Here is a 24,849-nt window from a genome sequence, read left to right as displayed (position 1 = left end):
AAGTGCACTGGAATGCACTCTATCGTGCCACTGTGGGCGGAGCCTCCAGATTAACAAGCATGCATGCTTGCTTTTTCCGGTCTGCGATGTGAAGCTTTCTTCCATGGCCGACCTCGACTCCATCGTCGACGACCTCCGCGCCGAGGGTGATGCCCTCGACGCGCTGGTTGCAGACCTCTCCGACCAGCAATGGTCGACGCCGACACCAGCCGAAGGGTGGACCGTCGCCCATCAGATCGGGCACCTCTCCTGGACCGACAATGTTGCCGAGCGGACGACATCCGGCGCGGCAGGCGACACAGACGCCGCCGCAGAATTCGATGCAGCGCTGAAACAGGCATGGTCCGATCCCATGGGCTTCGTCGACACCGCTGCTGAGGAACAAGCGCGCGATCCAGCACTGTTGGCAACGTGGCGCTCGCGTCGTCGGGCTTTGACCGATGCGCTCGCGACGGTGCCGCCGGGCGTCAAGATTCCGTGGTTCGGGCCGCCGATGAGTGCTGCGTCGATGGCGACCGCGCGGCTGATGGAGACGTGGGCACACGGCCAGGATGTCGCCGACGCGCTCGGTGTCGTCCGCGAGCCGACCGAGCGGATCAAGGGCATCGCGCACATCGGTGTGCGGACCCGAGACTTCGCGTACGCGCTCAACCAGCAGACTCCGCCGGCCGAGCCGTTCCGGTTCGAACTCACCTCGCCAGGTGGTGAGCTGTGGAGCTGGGGTCCCGAGGACGCCGCCCAGCGCGTCACTGGTTCGGCTGCGGACTTCTGCCTGCTGGTCACTCAGCGGGCGCACCGCGACGATCTCGACGTCACTGCCGTCGGCGCCGACGCCGAACACTGGCTCACCATCGCCCAAGCCTTCGCAGGCCCTCCCGGAAGTGGACGACCCAAGCAATGACCGTCAGGATCGGTAACTGTTCCGGCTTCTACGGAGACCGGATCTCCGCGATGCGCGAGATGCTCGAAGGGGGTGAACTCGACTACCTCACCGGTGACTACCTGGCCGAGTTGACGATGTTGATCCTCGGTCGCGACCGCATGAAGGACGCATCCCGCGGATATGCGAAAACCTTTCTGCGCCAAGCCGAAGATTGCCTGGGACTTGCGCTCGACAAGGGAGTGAAGATCGTCGCCAACGCCGGCGGGCTCAATCCCAGCGGCTTGGCGAAGGCTCTCGACGAACTGGGGTCAGGAGCGAAGATCGCCTATGTCGAAGGCGACGACCTTCTCTCGCGCGCCCAGGAACTGGGCCTCGGCACACCGTTGACGGCCAACGCATATCTCGGTTCCTGGGGAATCGTGGAATGCTTGAAGTCGGGCGCCGACGTCGTGGTAACTGGGCGCGTCACCGACGCTTCGGTCATCGTCGGGCCCGCGGCTCACCACTTCGGTTGGTCGAGAACCGGTTACGACGCCTTGGCCGGTGCTGTTGTCGCCGGTCACGTCATCGAGTGTGGTACTCAGGCCACCGGTGGCAACTACTCGTTCTTCACCGAGATCTCCGATATGGGACGTCCAGGATTCCCCATCGCTGAAATCGAGGCCGACGGCTCCTCGGTGATCACCAAGCACGACGGTACCGGGGGAGCTGTCAGTGTTGGAACCGTGACGGCCCAGTTGCTGTACGAAATCACCGGGGGGCGTTATGCCAATCCCGATGTCACCGCACGCATCGACTCGGCAATCCTCTTGTCCGACTCCAGCGATCGCGTCCGGATCAGCGGTGTGCAGGGCGAGCCGCCGCCGCCGACGCTGAAGGTCTCGCTCAATGCGCTCGGCGGGTTCCGCAACGAGTTCACGCTTATCCTCACAGGACTCGACATCGACGCGAAGGCCGAACTTGCGCAGAAGCAGTTCGAATCGTGGCTCCCTGCCCGGCCGAACGAACTGGACTGGACGCTTGTCCGCACCGACAAGCCCGATGCCGACACCGAGGAAACTGCAAGCGCTCTGCTGCGCTGCGTTGCCAGGGACAGCGACCCGAACATGGTGGGCCGCCAATTCTCCTCGGTTGCAGTCGAACTTGCGCTCGCCAGCTATCCCGGGTTTTCGTTGACGGCTCCCCCCGGCAACGGCGCGCCCTACGGCGTGTTCACGGCGGCGTACGTCGACGCGGCCGAGGTGCCGCACGTCGCAGTGCTGCCCGACGGAACCTCGCGCGACGTTCCGCAGGCATCCGACACGAAGGAACTTGAACCTCTGCGGGAGCCGGAACTGCCGAGGGCGCGCCCGCAGGAACCCACCATTCGCGTACCTCTCGGCACGATCGCCGCAGCCCGAAGCGGCGACAAAGGTGGAAATGCCAACGTCGGCGTCTGGGTGCGCAGCGACGACGAATTCTCCTGGTTGGCAGCTGCACTCACAGTCGATCAGCTGAAGGTGATGTTGCCGGAAGCGAAAGCACTGACCGTCACCCGGCACGTCCTGCCTCACCTACGCGCCGTCAACTTCGTGATCGACGGGATCCTCGGTCAAGGCGTCGCTTCGCAGGCTCGGTTCGATCCACAGGCCAAGGGGCTCGGTGAGTGGCTGCGGTCTCGCCACATCGACATTCCCGAAACATTGGTATTTCAGGGAGAACTCGCATGACCATCTGGACCACCCCCGAACGACTTCAGTTGCGAAAGACCGTCCGCAGCTTCGTCGAACAAGACATCGCACCGCACATGGATCAATGGGAGTCCGACGGCGAAATCCCACGGGAGCTGCACAAGAAGGCGGCGGCCCTCGGCTTGATCGGCGCAGGATTCCCCGAGGAGGTGGGCGGTGATGGAGGAGACCTCGCCGACGCCGTCGTCATCTGCGAGGAGATGCATCAGGCGGGCGCGTCGGGCGGGCTGTTCGCGTCGCTGTTCACCAGTGGAATTGCATTGCCGCACTTGGTTGCAGCGGGTGACACCGACCAGATCGACAAGTGGGTGCGGCCCACGCTCGCCGGCGACAAAATCGGATCGCTCGCCATCACCGAGCCGGGTGGCGGTTCCGACGTCGGTCACCTCAGGACGAAGGCCGTCATGGACGGCGATCATTACGTCGTCAACGGATCGAAAACGTACATCACCTCGGGGTGCCGAGCCGATTTTGTCGTTACCGCGGTCCGCACCGGTGGCGAGGGCGCTGCAGGCGTTTCGCTGCTCGTGATCGAGAAAGGCACTCCAGGCTTCGAGGTGACGAGCAAACTCGACAAGATGGGGTGGCGGGCTTCGGACACGGCCGAGCTGTCGTTCGTCGATGCGCGGGTGCCCGTCGCCAACCTCGTCGGCGCCGAGAACAGCGGGTTCGCGCAGATCGCGCAGGCATTTCTGACCGAACGCATCGCCCTTGCCGCGCAGGCCTATGCGAGCGCACAACGCTGCCTCGATCTGACTCTGCAATGGGTCCGTGATCGCGAAACCTTCGGAAAGCCGCTGATCGCAAGGCAATCGGTACAGAACACCGTCACTGAGATGGCTCGCAAGATCGACGTAGCCCGTGTCTACACCCGCTCCCTCGTCGAACGGTCCCTGCAGGAGCACCAAGACTTCATCGCCGAGGTCTGCTTCGCGAAGAACACCGCCGTCGAATCCGGCGAGTGGGTCGCGAACCAGGCGGTACAGCTGTTCGGCGGACTCGGTTACATGCGCGAAAGCGAAGTCGAACGCCAGTACCGAGATATGCGCATCCTCGGCATCGGAGGCGGCACCACCGAAATTCTCACCGGGCTGGCAGCAAAACGATTGGGGTACCAGGCATGAGCGTGCTCAAGTCCACCCTCGACACCGCATCGGAGCAGTTCACCGGTGCAACCGAGGCAATGAACACCAAACTCGCGGAGATCGATGCCGAACACGGCAAAGCACTCCTCGGCGGCGGCGAAAAGTACATCGAACGGCACCGCAAGCGTGGCAAGCTTCTGGCCCGTGAGCGCATCGAACTGCTCGTCGACGAAGACTCGGCATTCCTCGAACTCTGCCCACTTGCGGGCTGGGGCAGCGACTTTCCAGTTGGCGCCAGTACCGTCATGGGAATCGGTGTTGTCAGCGGCGTCGAATGCCTCATCGTCGCAAACGACCCGACGGTTCGCGGCGGTGCCAGCAACCCCTGGACGTTGAAAAAAGGATTCCGCGCCAACGACATAGCGACCCAGAACCGGCTTCCGGTCATCTCGCTCGTCGAATCCGGTGGTGCCGATCTGCCCACCCAGAAGGAAGTGTTCATCCCGGGCGGACGCATGTTCCGCGACCTGACGCAGTTGTCCGCCCAGGGCATCCCGACGATCGCACTCGTGTTCGGCAATTCGACAGCCGGCGGCGCCTACATTCCCGGCATGTCCGACCACGTCGTCATGATCAAGGAACGCTCCAAGGTCTTTCTCGCCGGACCGCCCTTGGTCAAGATGGCCACCGGTGAGGACTCCGACGACGAATCGCTCGGTGGCGCCGAGATGCACGCCCGAAAGTCTGGCCTCGCAGACTACTTCGCCGTCGACGAGCAGGACGCAATCCGAATCGGCCGGAGCATCGTGTCTCGATTGAACTGGAAGAAGAAGGGCCCGGAGCCGCGCAAAGAGGTCATCGAACCTCTCGCCGATCCGGAAGATCTACTCGGCATCGTCCCGACAGACTTGAAGATCCCCTTCGACCCACGCGAAGTCATCGCACGAATCGTCGACGGCAGCGACTTCGACGAATTCAAGCCCATGTACGGATCCTCGCTGGTCACCGGTTGGGCGGAACTGCACGGCTATCCCATCGGCATCCTCGCCAACGCCCGCGGCGTTTTGTTCAGCGAGGAATCGCAGAAGGCGACCCAGTTCATCCAGCTCGCGAACCGATCGAACACTCCGTTGTTGTTCCTGCACAACACCACCGGTTACATGGTCGGCAAGGAGTACGAGGAAGGCGGCATGATCAAACACGGCTCGATGATGATCAACGCCGTCGCCAACTCGAAGGTCCCGCACATCTCGATCCTGCTCGGCGCGTCCTACGGCGCAGGCCACTACGGCATGTGCGGACGAGCCTTCGACCCGCGGTTTCTCTTCGCCTGGCCGAGTAGCAAGTCCGCAGTCATGGGCGGCGCCCAGCTGGCCGGAGTCATTTCGATCGTCGGCCGCGCCGCCGCCGAAGCCCGTGGCCAAGCCTTCGACGAAGAGGCCGACGCCGGACTTCGGGCGATGATCGAGAACCAAATCGAAGCCGAGTCGCTGCCGATGTTCCTCTCCGGGCGTCTGTACGACGACGGCGTCATCGACCCCCGCGATACCCGTACGGTAGTCGGAATGTGCCTGTCGGCCATCGCCACTGCCCCGATCGAAGGCACCGAGAACTTCGGCGTCTTCCGGATGTGAAGCCATGACGGTATCGTCTGTCCTCGTAGCCAACCGCGGCGAGATCGCCCGCCGCGTCTTCGCCACCGCTCGCGCCGAGGGCATCGCAACGGTCGCGGTCTTCTCCGACGCCGACGCCGACTCCCCGCACGTGCGTGACGCCGACGTCGCAGTACGTTTGCCCGGCAACGCGTCGAACGAGACCTACTTGCGCGGCGATCTCGTCATTGCCGCGGCGGTTCAGGCAGGCGCCGACGCCATCCATCCCGGATACGGATTTCTGTCGGAGAACGCCGATTTCGCGCAGCAGGTACAGAACGCTGGGTTGACGTGGATCGGGCCGCCGGTCAAGGCCATCGAACTGATGGGCTCGAAGGTCGAGTCCAAGCGGATGATGTCCGACGCGGGAGTGCCGGTGCTGACTCAGCTCGATCCCGCGAACGTGACCGAGAACGAATTGCCCGTTCTCGTCAAAGCCTCTGCCGGCGGTGGTGGCCGCGGTATGCGGATAGTTCGCGAACTCGCGGACCTGGAGACGGAAATCGAAGCGGCTCAGCGCGAATCGCTGTCGGCATTCGGGGATTCGACGGTATTCGTCGAGCGCTATATCGAGACGGGACGCCACATCGAGGTCCAGGTGATGGCCGACCGTCACGGCACGGTGTGGGCGGTGGGGGAGCGAGAATGCTCTATTCAGCGTCGACACCAGAAGGTCGTCGAGGAGGCCCCGTCACCGCTCGTCGAGCGAATCGACGGCATGCGGGACAGACTGTTCGACGCAGCCAGACTCGCAACCGAGGCGATCGGGTACGAGGGTGCAGGCACCGTCGAATTCCTGGCAGACGAGAAGGGCAACTTCTTTTTCCTCGAGATGAACACGCGTCTGCAGGTCGAGCATCCCGTCACCGAATGTACGACGGGACTCGATCTGGTCGCGTTACAGATTCTCGTCGCCGGCGGGGGCGCGTTGCCTGCCGAGCAGCCGGGGAGTCGTGGCCACTCCATCGAGGTTCGCCTCTACGCCGAGGATCCCGCGCAGGACTGGCAGCCGCAGAGTGGAATCGTGCACCGATTCGATATCCCCGGAGCCACGTTCGAGGTGCTCGGCAGAGCTGGAATCAGGGTGGATTCCGGAATCGGAACCGGTAGCGTCATCGGCACCTACTACGACCCGATGCTGGCGAAGGTCATTTCGTTCGCTCCTACCCGCGCTCAGGCCGCCAACCGGCTCGCGAAATCGCTGCAGCGAGCCACGATCCACGGGGTGAAGACCAACCGCGACCTGCTCGTCAACGTCCTGCAGCATCCGGCTTTCCTTGCCGGGGACACCGACACGGCATTTTTCGAGACACACGGTCTGGACTCTCTGGCGCAATCGCCCGTGCAGGGGCGGGATCTGCAACTGTCAGCGCTCGCTGCGGCCCTGGCCGACGCGGCTCACAACCGCGAGATCGCGCGGGTCAACAGCGGCCTACCGAGCGGATGGCGCAATCTGCCGTCCCAGCCGCAGCGGAAAAGCTACGACGACATCACCGTCGAGTACACACTCGGAAGATACGGACTGACGACGGATCTCGACGGCGTCTCCCTCGTCGAGCACACTCCGAACCGGGTCGTGCTCGTCGACGGCGGACTCCGGCGCGCGTTCTCGGTCAGCCGGTACGGATCCCAGGTGTTCGTCGACTCTTCGCTCGGCTCGGTGCGGCTGAACAGAATCCCGCGGTTCTCGGATCCCACCGAGGACGTGGCTGCTGGATCGCTGCTGGCGCCGATGCCGGGCAGCGTGGTCAGAGTCGCTGCAGCCCAAGGTGACACCGTCACAGCGGGTCAGCCGATTCTCATGCTCGAAGCGATGAAAATGGAACACACTGTCTTCTCGCCGACCGACGGTGTGTTGTCCGAACTGAACGTCACCGCCGGTCAGCAAGTCGAAGTCGGAGCAGTGTTGGCAGTGGTAACCGAAGGAGAGCAGCAGTGAGTTTCATCGAAACCGAGGAGCAGAAGGGTCTGCGGACTTCTGTGTCCTCGCTCGGCAAGCGGTACAACTACATCGACTACGTCCTACCCCGCGCCCGACGGGGCGAACCCCTCACCGAATTGTGGAACGAGGCAGGCAAACTCGGGTTTCTCGGCGTCAACCTCCCGGAGGAGTACGGCGGCGGCGGTGCGGGAATCTACGAGCTCGCCCTCGTCCAGGAAGAGCTGGCCGCGCACGGAGCAGGTCTTCTTCTGGTCGTGGTGAGCCCGGCGATCTGCGGCACCATCATCGGAAAGTACGGCACCGAGGACCAGAAGCAAACGTGGCTGACCGCGCTCGCCGACGGATCGAAGATCATGGCGTTCGGCATCACCGAACCCGACGCCGGTTCCAACTCGCACCAGATCACCACCACTGCGCGACGAGATGGTGACGATTGGCTCGTCAAGGGCAGCAAGATCTACATCTCCGGCGTCGATCAGGCCGATGCCGTTCTGATCGTGGCGCGTACCGAGGATTCCAAGACTGGGAAGCTGAAGCCCGCGCTGTTCATCGTCCCCACCGACTCCGAGGGTTTTCACAAGACTCGGATGGAGATGGACATCATCGAACCCGACCACCAGTTCACGCTGTTCCTCGACGATGTTCGTCTTCCTGCAGAAGCTCTCGTCGGGGAGGCCGACGCCGCGCTGATGCAGCTGTTCGCAGGTCTGAACCCCGAACGCATCCTCGGTGCTGCAATGGCCGTCGGTATGGGGAGGTACGCGCTGGATGCGGCGGTGAAGTATGCCAACGAGCGAACCGTGTGGAAGACACCCATCGGTGCGCACCAGGGCATCGCGCACCCGCTGGCCCAGGTCAAGATCGAGCTGGAACTGGCGAAGTTGATGATGCAGAAGGCTGCTGTCCTCTACGACAGCGGGGATGACTTCGGCGCTGCGGAGGCGGCCAACATGGCCAAGTACGCCGCCGCGGAAGCGAGCATCAAGGCTCTCGATCAAGCGATTCAGACACACGGCGGTGCTGGGCTGACCGAGGAGTACGGCCTGGCCGCGATGCTCGGCGCCGCGCGTATTGCCCGAGTCGCGCCGGTCAGCCGGGAGATGATTCTCAACTTCGTGTCGCAACATTCGCTCGGGCTGCCCAGGAGCTACTGATGGCGGTCCAGGTTCAGACCGATGCTGCGGTCACCACCCTCACTCTCGACACACCACACAATCGGAATGCGCTGTCGTCCGTTCTCGTCGAGGAGCTCACGGCTGGTCTCGACGCGGCCGCCGAGAATCCGGATGTTCGCGCAATAGTGCTGACCCATACCGGCGGAACATTCTGTGCAGGTGCGGATCTGTCCGAGGCGGGCGGGTCGGTCGAGGGTCGCACTTCGCAGATGCTCGGGCTGCTACGCGCTATTCTCGAGACTCCGAAACCTGTCGTCGGGAAGATCGACGGACATGTACGGGCGGGCGGTATGGGTCTCGTCGGAGCATGCGACATCGTCGTTGCAGGGCCGCAAGCGACGTTCGCACTGACGGAGGCGCGATTGGGGCTCGCGCCGTCGATCGTGTCGTTGACGCTGCTGCCTTGTATGTCGCCCCGCGCCGCGAGCCGATACTTCCTCACCGGCGAGAAGTTCGGCGCACACGAGGCGGAAGCCATAGGCCTCATCAGTGAGGCCAGCACCGACCCGGAAGTGACCGTCGGCGATCTTCTGGATGCGCTGTGCAAGGGATCGCCGCAGGGTCTCGCCGAGTCGAAGCGGCTCACCACCGCCTCGATTCTCGCTGGTTTCGACGCGCTTGGAACCGACCTGTCGGATCGTTCTGCGAACCTGTTTGCATCGGAGGAAGCGCGGGAGGGGATGATGGCCTTTCTGCAGAAGCGTCCACCCAGGTGGGCGACAGTGGAGCTTTAGATTTTTGCGATACGGAGTCGGGAGTGAAGTAGCAGATGGTGACGGCGCGTGAACCCAAGCAGGACCGGAGCAGGGCCACGCGCTTGCGGCTGCTCGAAGCAACCATTGCCTCGCTCGCCGATCAAGGATGGAGTGCGACGACCGTCGGGGTCGTCGCCGAGAAGGCCGGTGTGTCGCGCGGCGCGACACAGCACCACTTTCCGACACGCGAGGATCTGATCACCGCTGCGCTCGATTACATGTTCGACACCAGGATGGACGACGCCCGCCGCGAGTCCACAGCGTTGCCACCAGGGCTGGCGAGGACGGAAGCGGTCGTCGAACGGCTCGTCGAGTACTACACAGGTCCAGTGTTCAAGGCCGCGCTACAAGTATGGACGGCAGCGGCGGCGGATCCGGAAATGCGTGCACGTGTGCTTCCGCTCGAGGACAAGTTCGGCCGGGTCGCACACCGAATGGCCGTCGAGCATCTGGGCGTCGACGATCGTGACCCGCAGACCCACCGGCTGGTGCAGGCCACCCTCGACTTGGCCCGCGGCCTCGGGCTCGCGGACGTGCTGAGCGACGACTCTCGCAGGCGCGGAGAGATCGTGCGGGCGTGGGCAGGTGTGCTCGATTCGAGCCTGAAGATGAACAAGGGTGAGATCGCCGCGGCAAGCGGATGAATTGACAGCTTCGGCGAGCGCGAACGTCAGGCTCGTGGTTCGCTCTGAGCGTGAGTCAGGTACAGCAGTTGAGCTGGGTACAGCAGTGAGCCGGGTACACCGGGGACATGTTTTCCACATCGCAGGTTCGCCGACAGTCGACGGGGCCGCCGATGCCTTGGTCTCGATCCCGGACGGCGCGCTCGTCGTCGACGATGACGGCGTAGTCGTCTACGTGGGTGACTTCGACCGTGTTCCCCCGGACAGCGGCATCGTCGTCGACCATCGACCGGGCTTTCTGCTCCCCGGATTCATCGACACGCACGTTCATTTCCCGCAGACGTTCGTCGGCGACGCCTATGGCGGCGGGCAGCTACTCGAGTGGCTGAACGCGTGCATCTTCCCGTCGGAATCGATGCTGGCGGATCCACAGTTCGCTGCAGACGCTGCAGTCGCGTTCTGTGACCGCCGGATTGCGGCTGGAACCACGCAGGCGATGGTGTTCGGATCTGCGTTCCCACACGCGCAGGATTCGTTGTTCGAGGAGACTCGACGACGTGGATTGCGCGTCGTCAGTGGCCGCGGAGTCCAGACCACCGGGCCCGACTCCGCCCAGGCGCTGATCACAAGCGAAGAGGACGCGGTTCGCCTCGTATCGGAAGAGATCGAGAAGTGGCATGCGGCCGACACCGGCGACGTCGCGACCGCGAAGTTGCACGTTGCCGTCGTACCGCGGTTTTCCCTGTCGGTGACGACGGAGACGCTGAGGAATCTCGGCGATCTCTACGACTCCGTGCGCGGTCGCGGCGTGTACTTCCACAGCCATCTCAACGAGAACGATCGCCCCGGGACAGGCGAAGTTGCGACGACCAAGGAGACCTATCAGGTCGATTCGTACCTCGACACCTACGACGGAAGGTTCCTCCCCGGCTCGAAGGTCGGCGGAAAGAGCTTCCTCGGCAAACGAAGCATCCTCGCCCACTCGGTCCACTGTCAGGACGTCGAATTGGCCCGCATGGCCGAGACCGGCACGTCGATCTCGCACTGCCCGACGTCGCAGCAATTTCTCGGCTCGGGCACCATGCCGTGGAAGAGGACCGTGGCGTCCGGTGTGAACATCGCCATCGGCTCGGACTACGGCGGCGGTGACGAGTTCCTTCTGACACGAGTGCTCGGCGACGCCTTCAAGGTGCATATTTCCGAGGCGGGCGACGACGGTGTGTCGATCCATCCGGCCGAGCTGCTGTTCACCGGCACCCTGGCGGGGGCTCGTGCACTCGACATGGAAGACCGCATCGGCAACTTCGATCACGGCAAGGAAGCCGACTTCATCGTCGTCGACCCTGCTGCATGGCCACCTCTCGGTGGATTGATCGACCGCGGAGTTCGATCGGAGGAACCGGACATGGCACGAGACCAGACGCTGTTCGCACTGCTGATGGCGATGCGAGAACCTGCGATCACCGAGGTATACGTGCAGGGTCGACGCATCGACGCAGTCTGATGCTGACCGCACCGGCCACCGCGGTCAGCATCTTCCACCGCGAAGATTCCCGTGAGGCGTTCGCTGCTTGGGCAGCCGAGCTACAAGCGGCCGCCGAGCGTGCCCCCGGCTTCGACAGCGCGCTCGTATCGCACCCCGACACGACCAACTTCGAGTGGGCGGCGGCTGTGTCGTTCGACTCCGAGGAGCACCTGCATGCCTGGCTCGACAGCCCGGAGCGCGCTGGTCTGCTCCACCAGGGTGACGCGCAAGGCCATCACCGGATCAGCACCGACCTCGTCGTCATCGAAGGAAGTGCGCCGTCGACCGGCGTCGGGATCATCGCGCACGACGTCGCGAATGGCAGGCAGGACGAGTTCCTGCGCAGTCAGCAGGAGCTTGTCGATCTCAGCGCGGGATTCTCCGGATTCGAAGGTGCGGTACTCCTCGGTCCAGGACGACCGAGCGACGAGGTGCTCGGTGATTCCGCGTCGAGGTGGTTGTCGGTGCTGCGGTTCCGTACGGACCGGCAGCTGTCTGCGTGGATGCAGTCCGACGTCCGAAGTGCCGCGCTACCGGAACTTCGCAAACAGCTCACCGGCGACTTCTCGGTGATCACGCACAGCACTCCGTTCGGTTCCATCGTCCGCGTCGAGGATGGCAAGACGCAGGTGACGCCGGACTGGAAGACGGCGATGCTCGTGCTCCTCGTGCTCTATCCGACGGTGATGACGCTGTCCCGGTTCGTCGGGCCGTTGCTCGATGACGTCGGTTCGCCGCCGTGGCTGTCGATGTGGCTCAGTCAGATCCTCAGCGTCGGCCTGATGACGTACTTCTTCATGCCTGCCGTCACGGGGTGGTTCAGGCGCTGGCTCGACCCGATCGACGGCGCCCCGCGCAGGGTCAGCATCGTCGGAGCGTTGGTGGTGGTGGTTGTCTATGGCGTCACGCTGACGCTGTTCGCGTCGATCAAGTGGCTGCAGTTCTGGGACTATTTCGACTGACAGGCTGTGTGGGCGAGGGCGGCGGCTCCGCCCCCAGTGGCACGGTTAAGTGCATTCCCGTGCACCCAATCGTGCCACTACGACGGAGTCGGTGGTCTCGAGTACTGTCCAGGACATGCGCGCACCAGTGATTCTCGGAGTGGTGGCCTGCAGCCTCCTGCTCGCGGGGTGCGGGGGCCGCGACGAGCCGTCGTCCAGCCAGGATTCCACCACCGCGAATCCCGGTGCCGCGGGCCCGTTCTTCGGCCAGTGCGGATCAGTGGACGACGAGGAAGTCCGCAGCACCTTCGCGGTCGGGGCCTTCACGATGATCACCCGCAACTCCGTCGGGTGCGAGTGGGAGGTGAGCGGGTTCGCCGGGCCGTCGGTCAGCTTCTCGTGGTACCGGGGCAGTCCCATCGGCCGGGAACGCTCGGGCTCGGAACTCATCGGCCGACCTGCCGACGACATCGAGATCGACGGGCACCCGGGCTTCTCTGCAGCCACCGACAACTACTTGTGCGAGGTGGGCGTGGAGTTCGGGAAGGATTTCATGCATTGGTCTGTCACCTACGGTGATCAACCGCCGACGGCCGACCCCTGCGGCGTTGCGCAGCAACTCGCCGAACTGACCATCGAGCGAACGCAATGAAACGCGCATTCGTTGCTCTCGGTGTCGTATTACTTGCCGGCTGCAGTACCACCGTCGAAGGCACTCCCACCGCTCAGCCGTTCGGCAGTGGCACAGACTCCGCGTTCACGGATCTCCTTACCGAGTGCGACGCCGTCGCAGACGACCGCATTGCCGAAACCGTGGGTGGCGACGCCATTCAGCGCGGCTTCTTCGGGGCCATCTGCAGGTGGGACGTGGCAGGGCCGAACGGGATCGTGAAGGTGACTTTCAACTGGTTCGAGAACGGTTCGCTGGACTCGGAACGGGACGCGAACGAGAAGATGATGTACTCGGTGGAGGACATTACGGTGCAGGGCCGCAAGGCGATTCGCTCCCAGCCGCCGAACGACCCCGGGTCCTGCGGGGTGACCGCAGGGTCGCCGGACTCCGGCGTCGTCGGGTGGTGGGTGCAGTACCTGCCTGGTTCGGGATCCACCGATCCGTGCGCGGCGGCGACGACGTTGATGGATCTGACGATCAACCTCAGTCGATAGCACAACCGATACCGTTTTGACCCGAGGCCGCGCCGCCGGGTATCGTTATGGGTCGTGTCCGGCCTGGCCGGACCGTCTGTGTGCCTATGCGAGGTACAGCCGTGCTCATGTTCAGTTTCGAGCGTGCGTTTCGGCTGCCGTGTGGGGGTATGCGACACACCCGACCGCGGGGTGCAAGAGACCCGCGGTAGAAGTACTGGAGCAGCAGCAGTACCGGGTGAGGAGCAGTGTTCTCTTGCTCCAACTGCTAGATCCCTGAAGTCTTTTTCAAGTAGAGACTCGCGACACGAAGAAAGCCGGTTCATGCCAACTATCAACCAGCTGGTCCGCAAGGGTCGCACCGACAAGGTTGCGAAGCTGAAGACCGCTGCCCTCAAGGGCAGTCCCCAGCGCCGTGGTGTGTGCACTCGCGTGTACACCACCACTCCGAAGAAGCCGAACTCTGCTCTGCGTAAGGTCGCGCGTGTGCGCTTGACCAGCTCGGTAGAGGTCACCGCCTACATCCCCGGTGAGGGCCACAACCTGCAGGAGCACTCCATGGTGCTCGTTCGCGGTGGTCGTGTGAAGGACCTCCCGGGTGTGCGTTACAAGATCATTCGCGGCTCGCTCGACACCCAGGGTGTCAAGAACCGCAAGCAGGCTCGCAGCCGCTACGGCGCCAAGAAGGAGAAGAGCTAATGCCACGCAAGGGCCCAGCACCCAAGCGGCCGCTGATCAACGACCCGGTCTACGGATCCCCGTTGGTCACGCAGCTCGTCAACAAGATCCTTCTCGACGGCAAGAAGTCGACCGCCGAGCGCATCGTCTACCAGGCTCTCGAGCAGGCTCGCGAGAAGACCGGCACCGACCCCGTCGTCACGCTCAAGCGTGCACTCGACAACGTCAAGCCGGCCCTCGAGGTTCGCAGCCGTCGCGTCGGTGGCGCCACCTACCAGGTGCCCGTCGAGGTTCGTCCCGGCCGTTCCACCACGCTGGCACTGCGCTGGCTGGTCACGTTCTCGCGCGCTCGTCGTGAGAAGACCATGGTCGAGCGTCTGGCCAACGAGTTGCTCGACGCCAGCAACGGCCTCGGTGCCGCTGTGAAGCGTCGCGAGGACACCCACAAGATGGCGGAAGCCAACAAGGCGTTCGCGCACTACCGCTGGTGACTTACGGCCGGAAGGATGCGGCGAAACTTTCCGTATCCTTTCGGCGTTGTACCGAGTACCTGGACCGGCCTGATCACCATCAAAGCTGGACCAGTCCCACTTCTTCGACTTACAAGGCGGGATGAATTCCGTGGCACAGGACGTGCTGACCGACCTCAACAAGGTCCGCAACATCGGCATCATGGCCCACATCGATGCTGGTAAAACCACCACTACCGAACGCATCCTCTTCTACACCGGTATCTCGTACAAGATCGGTGAGGTTCACGATGGCGCAGCCACCATGGACTGGATGGAGCAGGAGCAGGAGCGTGGCATCACGATCACCTCTGCTGCCACGACGTGCTTCTGGAACGACAACCAGATCAACATCATCGATACGCCCGGCCACGTCGACTTCACGGTCGAGGTCGAGCGTTCGCTTCGCGTGCTCGATGGCGCCGTTGCCGTGTTCGACGGCAAAGAGGGTGTCGAGCCGCAGTCGGAGCAGGTGTGGCGTCAGGCCGACAAGTACGACGTTCCGCGTATCTGCTTCGTCAACAAGATGGACAAACTGGGCGCGGACTTCTACTACACCGTGCAGACCATCATCGATCGTCTCGGCGCCAAGCCGCTGGTCATCCAGCTGCCGATCGGCGCAGAGAACGAGTTCGAGGGCGTTATCGACCTCGTGCAGATGAAGGCTCTCGTGTGGAGCGGCGAGACCAAGCTCGGCGAGAAGTACGAGATCCAGGAGATCCCGGAAAACCTCAAAGAGCGCGCAGACGAGTACCGCAACATGCTGCTCGAGACCGTGGCCGAATCCGACGAGGCGCTTCTGGAGAAGCACTTCGGCGGCGAAGAGCTCACGATCGACGAGATCAAGGGCGCCATCCGCAAGATGACCGTCAACAGTGAGCTGTACCCGATCCTCTGTGGCTCCGCGTTCAAGAACAAGGGCGTTCAGCCCATGCTCGACGCCGTCATCGATTACCTCCCGTCCCCGCTCGACGTTGCCGAGACCATCGGACACGCCGTCGGCGACGAGGAGAAGGAGATCACTCGCAAGCCGTCCGCAGACGAGCCGTTCGCGGCTCTTGCGTTCAAGATTGCGACGCACCCCTTCTTCGGCAAGCTGACCTACGTCCGCGTGTATTCGGGCAAGGTCGACTCCGGCGCTCAGGTCATCAACTCGACCAAGGGCAAGAAGGAGCGTCTGGGCAAGCTTTTCCAGATGCACTCCAACAAGGAGAACGCGATCGCGACCGCGTCTGCCGGTCACATCTACGCCGTGATCGGGCTCAAGGACACCACGACGGGTGACACGCTCTGCGATCCGCAGAACCAGATCATCCTCGAGTCCATGAGCTTCCCGGACCCGGTCATCCAGGTGTCGATCGAGCCGAAGACCAAGTCCGACCAGGAGAAGCTGGGAACAGCTATCCAGAAGCTCGCCGAAGAGGATCCCACCTTCTCGGTGAAGCTGGACGAGGACACCGGCCAGACCGTCATCGGCGGAATGGGCGAGCTGCACCTCGACATCCTCGTCGACCGTATGCGTCGCGAGTTCAAGGTCGAGGCCAACGTCGGCAAGCCGCAGGTTGCGTACCGTGAGACCATTCGCAAGACGGTCGACAAGCACGACTACACGCACAAGAAGCAGACCGGTGGCTCCGGCCAGTTCGCGAAGGTCATCATCAAGCTCGAGCCTTTCGAGGGCGAAGATGGTGCTACCTACGAGTTCGAGAACAAGGTCAGCGGCGGTCGTGTGCCGAGGGAGTACATTCCTTCGGTGGACGCCGGAGCTCAGGACGCCATGCAGTACGGCGTCCTCGCCGGATACCCCCTGGTCAACGTCAAGGTCACACTGCTCGACGGTGCGTACCACGACGTCGACTCGTCGGAAATGGCCTTCAAGGTCGCCGGCTCACAAGCGTTCAAGGAAGCCGCACGCAAGGCCGGCCCCGTCATTCTCGAACCCGTCATGGCCGTCGAGGTCATCACGCCCGAGGATTACATGGGTGAGGTCATCGGCGACCTGAACTCCCGCCGTGGTCAGATTCAGGCCATGGAGGAACGCAGCGGTGCCCGTATCGTCAAGGCACTGGTTCCGCTGTCGGAGATGTTCGGCTACATCGGAGACCTTCGGTCGAAGACTCAGGGCCGCGCTAACTACTCCATGGTGTTCGATTCCTACGCCGAGGTTCCCGCGAACGTCGCGAAGGAAATCATCGCGAAGGCGACCGGAGAATAATCTCTCTGCTAGCTGGACACGCTGTATCTGAAACACCGTACGACCATGCAGTTCACAAGAGCTGTACGAGACAACCGCACTGCTGCATTTCACGCAAGCACCAACAGTCCAGGAGGACACACAGTGGCGAAGGCGAAGTTCGAGCGGACGAAGCCGCACGTCAACATCGGGACCATTGGTCACGTTGACCACGGCAAGACGACGCTGACTGCAGCAATCACCAAGGTTCTGCACGACAAGTACCCGGACCTCAACGAGGCTTCGGCCTTCGATGAGATCGACAAGGCGCCGGAAGAGAAGGCTCGTGGTATCACGATCAATATCTCCCACGTCGAGTACCAGACGGAAAAGCGCCACTACGCGCACGTCGATGCCCCCGGTCACGCCGACTACATCAAGAACATGATCACCGGCGCGGCACAGATGGACGGCGCAATCCTGGTCGTGGCAGCTACGGACGGCCCGATGCCGCAGACGCGTGAGCATGTTCTGCTCGCCAAGCAGGTCGGCGTGCCGTACATCCTCGTTGCACTCAACAAGGCCGACATGGTCGACGACGACGAGATCATCGAACTCGTCGAGATGGAGGTCCGCGAGCTTCTCGCTGCGCAGGACTTCGACGAGGACGCACCGGTCATCAAGGTGTCCGCACTCAAGGCGCTCGAGGGCGACGAGAAGTGGGCCGAGAGTGTTGTCGAGCTCATGCAGGCCGTCGACGATTCCATCCCGGACCCGGTCCGCGAGACGGAGAAGCCGTTCCTCATGCCCGTCGAGGACGTTTTCACCATCACCGGTCGTGGCACGGTTGTGACCGGACGTATCGAGCGCGGCTCGGTCAACGTCAACGAAGAGGTCGAGATCGTCGGCATCCGCCCCGGCTCGACCAAGACCACGGTCACCGGTATCGAGATGTTCCGCAAGCTGCTCGACTCGGGCCAGGCTGGCGACAACGTCGGTCTGCTCGTTCGTGGCATCAAGCGTGAAGATGTCGAGCGTGGACAGGTCATCATCAAGCCGGGCACCACGACTCCCCACACGGAGTTCGAGGGCAACGCTTACATCCTGTCCAAGGACGAAGGCGGCCGCCACACGCCGTTCTTCAACAACTACCGCCCGCAGTTCTACTTCCGTACCACGGACGTTACGGGCGTCGTGACCCTTCCCGAGGGCACCGAGATGGTCATGCCCGGTGACAACACCGAGATGTCCGTCACGCTGATCCAGCCGGTCGCCATGGACGAGGGCCTGCGTTTCGCAATCCGCGAAGGCGGTCGTACCGTCGGCGCCGGTCGCGTCACGAAGATCATCAAGTAGTCTCCGCAGGCTCCGCCTACGGCGATCATCAAGTGATCTAGCTCCACCCAGCTGTACCCAAAGCGGCACTCACCCGAAAGGGTGGGTGTCGCTTTTTTTGGGCTCTCAGGGGCTCCGCCCCCAGTGGCATCAGGGGCTCCGCCCCCAGTGGCATCAGGGGCTCCGCCCCCAGTGGCACGGATGAGTGCACCCCAGGACGCTTAACCACGCCACTGGAGGCGGAGCCGCAAATAAACCGCGCGCGCCTGAACCGACCGTCCCGTAGCGTGGGCAAATGTGCTCATGACTCTGACCGCCGATGCGACAGCCGATTTCACGGACTCCACCGATCTCGGGTACCTGTTGCACAAGCACCCCGACAAGGTGCAGACCTTCGGGCTGTCGGTCGGATCGGCGACTGTGCTGTACCCGGAGGCAGGACAGGAATCGACCTGTGTCGCACTGCTTCTCGATGTCGATCCGGTCCAGCTCGGGCGAACCCAGCCTCGATACTCGTCGAGCGAATTCGCACTCGGCCGCTATGTCAACGACCGTCCGTATGCGGGAGCGTCGATGCTGGCGGTAGCGCTCTCACGGGTGTTCAAGCAGGCGATGTCCGGTGTATGCACGGCCCGGCCCGAGTTGCCGGAGCTTCCGCTGAACCTGACGATCAACCTGCCGTCCGTCCCGTGCCGCGGTGGCAGCGAGCTTGCCACGGAACTGTTCGGACCGCTCGGCTGGACGGTCCAGGCCGTGCCGCGCGCGTTGGACGAGCAGATTCCGGACTGGGGCGACTCGATCTACATCGACCTCACGCTTACCGGACGAGCGACGGTGTCGGTGGCACTCAGACAGCTGTACGTCCTGCTGCCTGTGCTCGACGACGTCAAGCACTATTGGGTGGGCGAGGAGGAAGCAGACAAACTCGTTCGAGCAGCGGGGGATTGGCTTGCCGAACACCCGCACATCACACTGATCACCGAGCGGTACCTCAAGCACCGCCGCGAGCTTGTCGCATCGGTGGTGGAGAGGTTGGTTCCGGATGCGGACCGAAGCGAACCGATGCCGCGGGATCCGAGTCTCGGTGAACTGCGAGCGACTGCTGTTCTGGGCGAGCTGAAGGCTGCAGGTGCGAAGAGTATCGTCGACCTCGGTTGCGGGGAAGGTCGGCTTCTACGAGAGTTGTTCGCGGACAATGGCTTCGAGAAGATCGTCGGAGTCGATGTCAGTGCACGTGCGCTGGACTCCGCGCAGCGCCGGCTACGCCTTGCCGATCTGCCGGATAGACAGCGGGCGCGGATCGAGCTTCTTCAGTCCTCTGCCACCTACCGTGACTCGCGGCTCGTGGGGTTCGACGCGATGGTGCTCATGGAGGTGATCGAACACGTCGATCCGGATCGACTTGCGGCACTGCAACGTTCGGTGTTTCGAGAAGCGCGAGCCGCGACAGTGGTTGTCACAACACCCAACAGCGAATACAACCAGTTGTACGACGGCATGGCCGCAGGCGCATTCCGTCACCCTGATCACCGGTTCGAATTCACTCGCGCCCAATTCCGGGAATGGGCGAATGCAACAGCCGACGACGGCGGCTACGACGTGCGCTATGCGAGCGTCGGTCCCGTCGACGACGCACACGGCGCACCAACCCAGATGGCAGTGTTCACCAGAAGAGAGGACGCGGTATGACGCAGTACGAACTTCCGGACCTCTCGCTCGTGGTCCTGGTCGGCATCAGCGGATCCGGCAAATCATCCTTTGCTGCACAGCATTTCGGACCGTACGAAACGGTATCCAGCGACACCTGTCGGGGCATCGTGAGCGACGACCCCAACCAGCAGAGCGCGACGAAGGATGCATTCGAGCTGCTCGAATTCATCGTTGCCAAACGCCTCGCTGCTGGACGGTTGACGGTAGTCGACGCCACGAACGTACAACCCGCCGCGCGGAAGGCTTTCGTCAAGCTCGCTCGCGAGCACGACGTGCTGCCGGTAGCCGTTGTGCTGGATGTGCCGGAATCGGTGTGCGCGCAGCGCAACGCCGCGCGCGAGGACCGATCGTTCGGCCGCGATGTATTGCGTCGGCAGCACCAGCAGCTGACGCGGTCGATGCGTGGTCTGTCGAAGGAAGGCTTCCGTGCCGTGCACGTCCTCGACGGAACCGACGCGGTGACCGAGGCAACCTTCGTCCGGACCCCACTCCGTAGTGACAGGAGGACGACGGAGGGCCCGTTCGACGTCATCGGTGATATCCACGGCTGCCTCGGGGAGTTGACGACGCTGCTGACAACGCTCGGCTATCGAGTGCGGCGAGATGATGACGGACGTGCAATCGGCGCAGTACCGCCGGACGGCCGAACTGCCGTGTTCCTCGGTGACTTCGTCGACCGGGGACCGGATTCTGCCGGCGTTCTACGGCTCGTCATGGGAATGGTCGGTAGCGGCGGCGCACTTGCTGTTCCGGGAAATCACGAACACAAGCTCGTGCAAGCGCTGCGTGGCCGAAAGGTCAACGTATCGCACGGCCTGGCCGAGACCCTCGCGCAACTTGCCGCGGAGACCGACGAGTTCCGCCGTGAAGTACTGGAGTTCTGCGACGGACTCGTTGCGCACCTCGTTCTCGACTCCGGGAGGCTCGTCGTGGCACACGCCGGGCTGATCGAGAAGTACCACAACAGGGCGTCGGGCAGGGTTCGTAGTTTTGCGCTGTACGGTGACACCACCGGCGAGACCGACGAGTTCGGTCTGCCGGTCCGATACCCGTGGGCACAGGACTACCGCGGTTCGGCCATGGTTCTGTACGGGCACACTCCGATTCCGGAAGCCGAGTGGCTGAACAACACGATGTGTCTCGACACCGGCTGCGTGTTCGGCGGGAAGCTGACGGCGTTGCGTTACCCGGAGCGCGACATCGTGTCCGTTCCGGCAGAGAAGCAGTGGTATGCGCCGGCGAAGCCGTTGAATCAGTTCGTACGAGAGGAGAATTCACTCGATCTGAGCGATGTCCTCGGACCGACGGGTGTCGAGACATCTCTGCGCGGACGCGTCAGCATTCGCGCCGAGAATGCGGCCGGTGCGCTCGAAGTGATGAGCCGGTTCGCCGTCGCCCCCGAGTGGCTGAAGTATCTGCCGCCGACGATGGCGCCGTGTCCGTCGTCGACTCGGGACGGTTACCTCGAGTATCCGACCGAGGCGTTCGACGCGTACCGACGGGTGGGGGTGACGGAGGTGATCTGCGAGGAGAAGCACATGGGCTCGCGGGTCGTGCTCGTCCTTCACCGCGGTGGCGATGGCATCGCCTACACCCGCACCGGTCGACAGGTCTTCGACGACGGTCTCACCCGCGAGTTGGTTACCGCAGCCGACGAGGGTTTCGCCGCAGCGGGAATGTGGGAAGAGCTCGACGCCCGATGGGTGATCGTCGACTGCGAGCTGATGCCGTGGTCCGTCAAGGCGGAGGGTTTGATCCGTACCCAGTACGCGTCGGTAGGGGCGGCTGCGCGGGCCGACCTCGAAGCCGAGCGCTCAGTGTTGGAGCGAGCGGCCGCGCGAGGTCTGTCGGTAGCGGATCGGCAGGAGCGAAACAGCCGACGGCGCGACGGGATTGCGAAGTTCACCGATGCCTACCGCGGTTACGTCTGGCCGACGGTCGGTCTCGACGGCGTATCGCTGGCTCCGTTCCAGATCCTGGCGACGGACAGGGGAGTACACGTGGACAGGCCGCACCTGTGGCACCTCGGAGTTGCGGACCGTCTGGCCGAGGCGCGTCCGGACGTGTTCACTACGACCCGCAGGATCGTGGTCGATCTGGCATCCGAGGAATCGGTGGCCAACGGTGCGTGGTGGTGGGAGGACCTGACGTCGGACGGCGGCGAGGGCATGGTCGTCAAACCTGCTGCGAACAGACCGACCGGAAAAGTGCAGCCGGGCATCAAGGTTCGCGGTCGTGACTACCTACGGTTGATCTACGGCCCGGACTACACCGAACCGGACGCCCTGACCGCGTTGCGTGATCGGAACCTCGCGCACAAGCAGTCGATGGCGTTGCGTGAGTACGCTCTCGGCGTCGAAGCCCTCGAGCGAGCGGTTCGCGGGGAGCCGCTGTGGCGCGTGCATCAGGCAGTGTTCGCGGTGCTTGCGATGGAGTCGGAGCCGGTGGATCCGCGGTTGTGAGCGAGGGGCGAAGCCGCGCCTACATGGACCTGGACACGGAGAGCGACGTCCCCACCCTCCATCGAATCGGCTACGAACTGCGCCTTCAGTTCGGCGTGGCGGGTGAGGGCGTCGATGTCTATGTGGGGGGACGTCTGCACGGTCACCGCGAGAGTCGCGGTTCCGCAGTCGTCGATCGCACGCCCACGTGCGGACTCCACGCCAGGAAAATCGGTGAGATCAGCTGCGACCCCGCGTGCGAGGGAACCGAGATCGACTCGGACGGCAAGAGCGTCGTCGGAGAAGATCTGCACCGTTCCGGTCCGGCGCGGCGACAGGTTGCCGATCAGTAAGGCGACCGCGACGAGCGTGCACACCACCGCAGTGGCAGCGAGAGCGGTTTCCCACCAGCTCTGAATCGGGAAGCCGGCGAAGATGTCGCGGTCGAATCGCGACAGGGTCTTCAAGGCGATCGGCACGTCGAAATACCACCCGAGAGCGAAGACTCCAGCGCCGACGAGTGCGAGTCCGAGCAGCACCACGAGGAGACGGTCGACGGCCGCTGTCGCGCGCTTCACGAGCGAGTCTCCCCGACGCCGGATGGATGCAGTAGGCGGACTCGCACTTTTCTGGTGTCCGCGAGTACTGCCAGTACGGGTGCGACGGCGTCGCGCACCGACTCGGTCAGGATCGCATCGTCACCACTGGCGACGCGTCGCACCTCGACCGTCACCTTCTTCTTGGTCACCGTCGTCCGCACCGATTCGCTACCGGGGACGTTTCCGGCGTGATCGCTGCACATTCGGGCTACATCGGTGGGGCGCAGCCACACCATGGGTGACGGTGAACTCGGGGACCGGACACCCGTATGAGTCTTGGAGCGAGGCGTGAGCCCCATCCCCACCAGGATCGATCCGACCGAGATCAACCCGGCAGCGCCGGCGATCATCCAGGTGGCCCAATGCAGATCGGCGATCCACTCGACGGTATTGGCGATCCACGGAGCGCCGACGATGGTGCCGTGGACGATCAAGAATTCACGGCCGGCGACGAAGGCTACGCCGAGTAGTGCGACCGCCAAGACGACCGCGGCGTAGTGAGCCGCCGGACTCGCGGTCGGCGGCCTCGGTCGAAGAACTGGGTGCGTGTTCTCCGAGATCGGGCTCTGGGCATCGCTTCTCGGTGATGTTCCGGCCACGACAACGTTGAGGCGGTGCAGGGGTAGACCGACGATTTCGTCCAGCGCCCGCGCGACCTCGTCGTGGACTGCGTGTGCGACATCGGAAATCCGCGACGGCCACTGCACCGCGATGTAGAGATTCACCGAGGCGGAGTGTTCACCGACCGAGACATCGGCGCGGGGCAGGTCGCGTCCGGTCAGCCGCGACATTCCGCCGACCTGTCGCACTACATCCGGGACTGTCAGAGCCGCAGCGACCGCGACTCGCGATATGACCCGCTCCTTGATGACGAGCGTGCCGGGTCCACCGGTATCGACGTCGGTCATCAACCACGGCCACGGCTGCGTAGCAGGGACGTCAGATCCAATCGGCCATCGAAGTGGGCGCCGAGAGCCAGCCCGACCGCCCCGAGGAACAAGGCCAGGACGAACCCGCTGAACCCACCGATGATTCCGGCGAGGGCCAGCAGCAATCCGGTGAGCAATCCGACGAAGGTGTAGGTCATGACGTACTCCCTGGATCGATGATGTCTTCGACGGTCACCGAGATCGGAACGGACACGAGCGGCTGTACGGCTCGGCGAACACCGCGAGCAACTCCGTTGACGTCGGATGGGTACGCGGCGCTGATATGGATGTCGCACTGCTCCGAATCGATGCGGATTCCGACGACTTTCCGGCCCGGCAGATACGTCGCGATCTCCCCGAACTGGCCGCCGTGCATCGCCGCGACGCCGGACACCGTCAACGTCGTCGCCGCGACGACATCGGCCAGATCGGCATCGGCGAGATGGGCGGTCATTGAACCCGGCGACGAACGTCGGTGCCCTCGCCCGAGTGCGTGGCTTGCCCCGGGCCGCGGGAATTCTGCCCGGTGACCCGGAGGCCCTGTTCGGTCTCGTCGAACAGAATGACGTCGTAGACGGTGATGTCGACTTCGGTGACCTCCAACCCGGTCATGCCTTCGACTGCGGAGATGACATTGCGGCGGATCGCAGCGGCGAGTTCGTGGAGCGCCACGCCGTACTCGGCGACGATGCCGATGTCGATGGCCGTCTGTTTCTCGCCCACCTCGACGGCGACGCCTTGACTGTGGTTGACGCGGGCTCCTGGGATGCGGTCGCGCAGTGCGCCGACGGCGCGCGCGGTGCCGCCGCCGACGTCGTAGACCCCGTCGACCTCGCGCGTGGCGATACCTGCGATCTTGGCTACCACCGCGTCGGCGATGATCGTCCGACCCTGCGTGGTGGTCAGCGCTGCCGGGGCGGCTGCGGCGAAGCTGGGGTCAGTGCTCATGGAATCGATCGTAGACGGATCCAGGCCGACGGCATGCCTGTCTCGACGCCGATTGCCTACGCCTCGTTCG

23 protein-coding genes are annotated in these 24,849 nt (G+C 63.7%); 18 read left to right on the top strand and 5 right to left on the bottom strand.

Translation table 11 applies throughout. The features are described 5' to 3' along the window. Positions 1-103: 103 nt before the first annotated feature. The 18 genes from WDS16_RS16520 to WDS16_RS16435 all read left to right on the top strand — a co-directional run bounded on the left by WDS16_RS16520 (position 104) and on the right by WDS16_RS16435 (position 22,324). The gene (locus tag WDS16_RS16520; protein ID WP_338886310.1) at positions 104-901 is read left to right on the top strand and encodes a TIGR03084 family metal-binding protein; all 798 of its coding nucleotides are present in this window, start codon (positions 104-106) and stop codon (positions 899-901) included. Next, on the top strand, positions 898-2,592 hold the full coding sequence (locus WDS16_RS16515) for an acyclic terpene utilization AtuA family protein (RefSeq protein WP_338886309.1): 1,695 nt from the start codon (positions 898-900) through the stop codon (positions 2,590-2,592). The genes WDS16_RS16520 and WDS16_RS16515 overlap by 4 nt, the downstream gene beginning before the upstream one ends. Further along, positions 2,589-3,737 (top strand): acyl-CoA dehydrogenase family protein, encoded by a 1,149-nt coding sequence (locus WDS16_RS16510; RefSeq protein ID WP_338886308.1) that lies wholly within the window; start codon positions 2,589-2,591, stop codon positions 3,735-3,737. Before WDS16_RS16515 ends, WDS16_RS16510 begins: the two co-directional genes overlap by 4 nt. Beyond that, complete coding sequence (locus WDS16_RS16505; RefSeq protein ID WP_338886307.1) at positions 3,734-5,332, top strand: acyl-CoA carboxylase subunit beta; 1,599 nt, start codon at positions 3,734-3,736, stop codon at positions 5,330-5,332. Before WDS16_RS16510 ends, WDS16_RS16505 begins: the two co-directional genes overlap by 4 nt. A gap of 4 nt (positions 5,333-5,336) precedes the next feature. After that, complete coding sequence (locus tag WDS16_RS16500) at positions 5,337-7,289, top strand: acetyl/propionyl/methylcrotonyl-CoA carboxylase subunit alpha (RefSeq protein ID WP_338886306.1); 1,953 nt, start codon at positions 5,337-5,339, stop codon at positions 7,287-7,289. Next, complete coding sequence (locus tag WDS16_RS16495; protein WP_338886305.1) at positions 7,286-8,446, top strand: acyl-CoA dehydrogenase family protein; 1,161 nt, start codon at positions 7,286-7,288, stop codon at positions 8,444-8,446. The genes WDS16_RS16500 and WDS16_RS16495 overlap by 4 nt, the downstream gene beginning before the upstream one ends. Next, positions 8,446-9,201 (top strand): enoyl-CoA hydratase family protein, encoded by a 756-nt coding sequence (locus tag WDS16_RS16490; RefSeq protein WP_338886304.1) that lies wholly within the window; start codon positions 8,446-8,448, stop codon positions 9,199-9,201. The genes WDS16_RS16495 and WDS16_RS16490 overlap by 1 nt, the downstream gene beginning before the upstream one ends. 35 nt (positions 9,202-9,236) lie before the next feature. Beyond that, positions 9,237-9,866, top strand: a complete 630-nt coding sequence (locus tag WDS16_RS16485) for a TetR/AcrR family transcriptional regulator (protein WP_338886303.1) — start codon at positions 9,237-9,239, stop codon at positions 9,864-9,866. An 85-nt stretch (positions 9,867-9,951) separates the two neighbouring features. Next, a complete protein-coding gene (locus WDS16_RS16480; protein WP_338886302.1) occupies positions 9,952-11,349 on the top strand; it encodes an amidohydrolase family protein in 1,398 nt (465 codons plus the stop codon). Continuing rightward, positions 11,349-12,332 (top strand): antibiotic biosynthesis monooxygenase, encoded by a 984-nt coding sequence (locus WDS16_RS16475; RefSeq protein WP_338886301.1) that lies wholly within the window; start codon positions 11,349-11,351, stop codon positions 12,330-12,332. Before WDS16_RS16480 ends, WDS16_RS16475 begins: the two co-directional genes overlap by 1 nt. Before the next feature lie 115 nt (positions 12,333-12,447). Continuing rightward, positions 12,448-12,963, top strand: a complete 516-nt coding sequence (locus tag WDS16_RS16470) for a DUF3558 domain-containing protein (protein WP_338886300.1) — start codon at positions 12,448-12,450, stop codon at positions 12,961-12,963. Further along, positions 12,960-13,478: a DUF3558 domain-containing protein gene (locus WDS16_RS16465; protein ID WP_338886299.1), complete on the top strand. Its 519-nt coding sequence runs from the start codon at positions 12,960-12,962 to the stop codon at positions 13,476-13,478. Before WDS16_RS16470 ends, WDS16_RS16465 begins: the two co-directional genes overlap by 4 nt. A gap of 303 nt (positions 13,479-13,781) precedes the next feature. Beyond that, on the top strand, positions 13,782-14,156 hold the full coding sequence (gene rpsL / locus WDS16_RS16460; RefSeq protein WP_008714048.1) for a 30S ribosomal protein S12: 375 nt from the start codon (positions 13,782-13,784) through the stop codon (positions 14,154-14,156). Further along, entirely contained in the window at positions 14,156-14,626 is a 471-nt protein-coding gene (rpsG, locus tag WDS16_RS16455) for a 30S ribosomal protein S7 (RefSeq protein ID WP_003941856.1), read from the top strand. Before rpsL ends, rpsG begins: the two co-directional genes overlap by 1 nt. A 130-nt stretch (positions 14,627-14,756) precedes the next feature. Then, the gene (fusA, locus tag WDS16_RS16450; RefSeq protein ID WP_338893493.1) at positions 14,757-16,859 is read left to right on the top strand and encodes an elongation factor G; all 2,103 of its coding nucleotides are present in this window, start codon (positions 14,757-14,759) and stop codon (positions 16,857-16,859) included. A 123-nt stretch (positions 16,860-16,982) separates the two neighbouring features. Next, entirely contained in the window at positions 16,983-18,173 is a 1,191-nt protein-coding gene (tuf, locus tag WDS16_RS16445; RefSeq protein WP_338886298.1) for an elongation factor Tu, read from the top strand. Between the two features lie 282 nt (positions 18,174-18,455). Beyond that, complete coding sequence (locus WDS16_RS16440) at positions 18,456-19,841, top strand: 3' terminal RNA ribose 2'-O-methyltransferase Hen1 (RefSeq protein ID WP_338886297.1); 1,386 nt, start codon at positions 18,456-18,458, stop codon at positions 19,839-19,841. Next, on the top strand, positions 19,838-22,324 hold the full coding sequence (locus WDS16_RS16435; protein ID WP_338886296.1) for a polynucleotide kinase-phosphatase: 2,487 nt from the start codon (positions 19,838-19,840) through the stop codon (positions 22,322-22,324). The genes WDS16_RS16440 and WDS16_RS16435 overlap by 4 nt, the downstream gene beginning before the upstream one ends. On the opposite strand, the gene WDS16_RS16430 is transcribed toward WDS16_RS16435, so the two are convergent. The 5 genes from WDS16_RS16430 to WDS16_RS16410 are packed head-to-tail and all read right to left on the bottom strand — an operon-like array spanning position 22,267 to position 24,779. Continuing rightward, positions 22,267-22,881, bottom strand: a complete 615-nt coding sequence (locus tag WDS16_RS16430; RefSeq protein WP_338886295.1) for a hypothetical protein — start codon at positions 22,879-22,881, stop codon at positions 22,267-22,269. The two genes, WDS16_RS16435 and WDS16_RS16430, sit on opposite strands and share 58 nt — an antisense overlap. Continuing rightward, complete coding sequence (locus tag WDS16_RS16425; RefSeq protein ID WP_338886294.1) at positions 22,878-23,810, bottom strand: Asp23/Gls24 family envelope stress response protein; 933 nt, start codon at positions 23,808-23,810, stop codon at positions 22,878-22,880. The genes WDS16_RS16430 and WDS16_RS16425 overlap by 4 nt, the downstream gene beginning before the upstream one ends. Continuing rightward, the gene (locus WDS16_RS16420; protein WP_338886293.1) at positions 23,810-23,989 is read right to left on the bottom strand and encodes a DUF2273 domain-containing protein; all 180 of its coding nucleotides are present in this window, start codon (positions 23,987-23,989) and stop codon (positions 23,810-23,812) included. The genes WDS16_RS16425 and WDS16_RS16420 overlap by 1 nt, the downstream gene beginning before the upstream one ends. Beyond that, positions 23,986-24,285, bottom strand: a complete 300-nt coding sequence (locus WDS16_RS16415; RefSeq protein ID WP_338886292.1) for a hypothetical protein — start codon at positions 24,283-24,285, stop codon at positions 23,986-23,988. Before WDS16_RS16415 ends, WDS16_RS16420 begins: the two co-directional genes overlap by 4 nt. After that, positions 24,282-24,779: an Asp23/Gls24 family envelope stress response protein gene (locus WDS16_RS16410; protein ID WP_338886291.1), complete on the bottom strand. Its 498-nt coding sequence runs from the start codon at positions 24,777-24,779 to the stop codon at positions 24,282-24,284. The genes WDS16_RS16415 and WDS16_RS16410 overlap by 4 nt, the downstream gene beginning before the upstream one ends. Positions 24,780-24,849: the final 70 nt, after the last annotated feature.

This window comes from Rhodococcus sovatensis (genome assembly GCF_037327425.1).
Lineage (GTDB): Bacteria > Actinomycetota > Actinomycetes > Mycobacteriales > Mycobacteriaceae > Rhodococcoides > Rhodococcoides sovatense.
This window is presented reverse-complemented; position numbering and strand designations above follow the sequence as displayed.

What these genes read in the sequence shown, in the direction of transcription:
- WDS16_RS16520 (WP_338886310.1), top strand. Translation starts at nt 104, where the DNA reads ATGGCCGACCTCGACTCCATCGTCGACGACCTCCGCGCCGAGGGTGAT.
- WDS16_RS16515 (WP_338886309.1), top strand. Translation starts at nt 898, where the DNA reads ATGACCGTCAGGATCGGTAACTGTTCCGGCTTCTACGGAGACCGGATC.
- WDS16_RS16510 (WP_338886308.1), top strand. Translation starts at nt 2,589, where the DNA reads ATGACCATCTGGACCACCCCCGAACGACTTCAGTTGCGAAAGACCGTC.
- WDS16_RS16505 (WP_338886307.1), top strand. Translation starts at nt 3,734, where the DNA reads ATGAGCGTGCTCAAGTCCACCCTCGACACCGCATCGGAGCAGTTCACC.
- WDS16_RS16500 (WP_338886306.1), top strand. Translation starts at nt 5,337, where the DNA reads ATGACGGTATCGTCTGTCCTCGTAGCCAACCGCGGCGAGATCGCCCGC.
- WDS16_RS16490 (WP_338886304.1), top strand. Translation starts at nt 8,446, where the DNA reads ATGGCGGTCCAGGTTCAGACCGATGCTGCGGTCACCACCCTCACTCTC.
- WDS16_RS16485 (WP_338886303.1), top strand. Translation starts at nt 9,237, where the DNA reads ATGGTGACGGCGCGTGAACCCAAGCAGGACCGGAGCAGGGCCACGCGC.
- WDS16_RS16475 (WP_338886301.1), top strand. Translation starts at nt 11,349, where the DNA reads ATGCTGACCGCACCGGCCACCGCGGTCAGCATCTTCCACCGCGAAGAT.
- WDS16_RS16470 (WP_338886300.1), top strand. Translation starts at nt 12,448, where the DNA reads ATGCGCGCACCAGTGATTCTCGGAGTGGTGGCCTGCAGCCTCCTGCTC.
- WDS16_RS16465 (WP_338886299.1), top strand. Translation starts at nt 12,960, where the DNA reads ATGAAACGCGCATTCGTTGCTCTCGGTGTCGTATTACTTGCCGGCTGC.
- rpsL (WP_008714048.1), top strand. Translation starts at nt 13,782, where the DNA reads ATGCCAACTATCAACCAGCTGGTCCGCAAGGGTCGCACCGACAAGGTT.
- rpsG (WP_003941856.1), top strand. Translation starts at nt 14,156, where the DNA reads ATGCCACGCAAGGGCCCAGCACCCAAGCGGCCGCTGATCAACGACCCG.
- WDS16_RS16440 (WP_338886297.1), top strand. Translation starts at nt 18,456, where the DNA reads ATGACTCTGACCGCCGATGCGACAGCCGATTTCACGGACTCCACCGAT.
- WDS16_RS16435 (WP_338886296.1), top strand. Translation starts at nt 19,838, where the DNA reads ATGACGCAGTACGAACTTCCGGACCTCTCGCTCGTGGTCCTGGTCGGC.
- WDS16_RS16425 (WP_338886294.1), bottom strand. Translation starts at nt 23,810, where the DNA reads ATGACCGACGTCGATACCGGTGGACCCGGCACGCTCGTCATCAAGGAG.
- WDS16_RS16420 (WP_338886293.1), bottom strand. Translation starts at nt 23,989, where the DNA reads ATGACCTACACCTTCGTCGGATTGCTCACCGGATTGCTGCTGGCCCTC.
- WDS16_RS16415 (WP_338886292.1), bottom strand. Translation starts at nt 24,285, where the DNA reads ATGACCGCCCATCTCGCCGATGCCGATCTGGCCGATGTCGTCGCGGCG.
- WDS16_RS16410 (WP_338886291.1), bottom strand. Translation starts at nt 24,779, where the DNA reads ATGAGCACTGACCCCAGCTTCGCCGCAGCCGCCCCGGCAGCGCTGACC.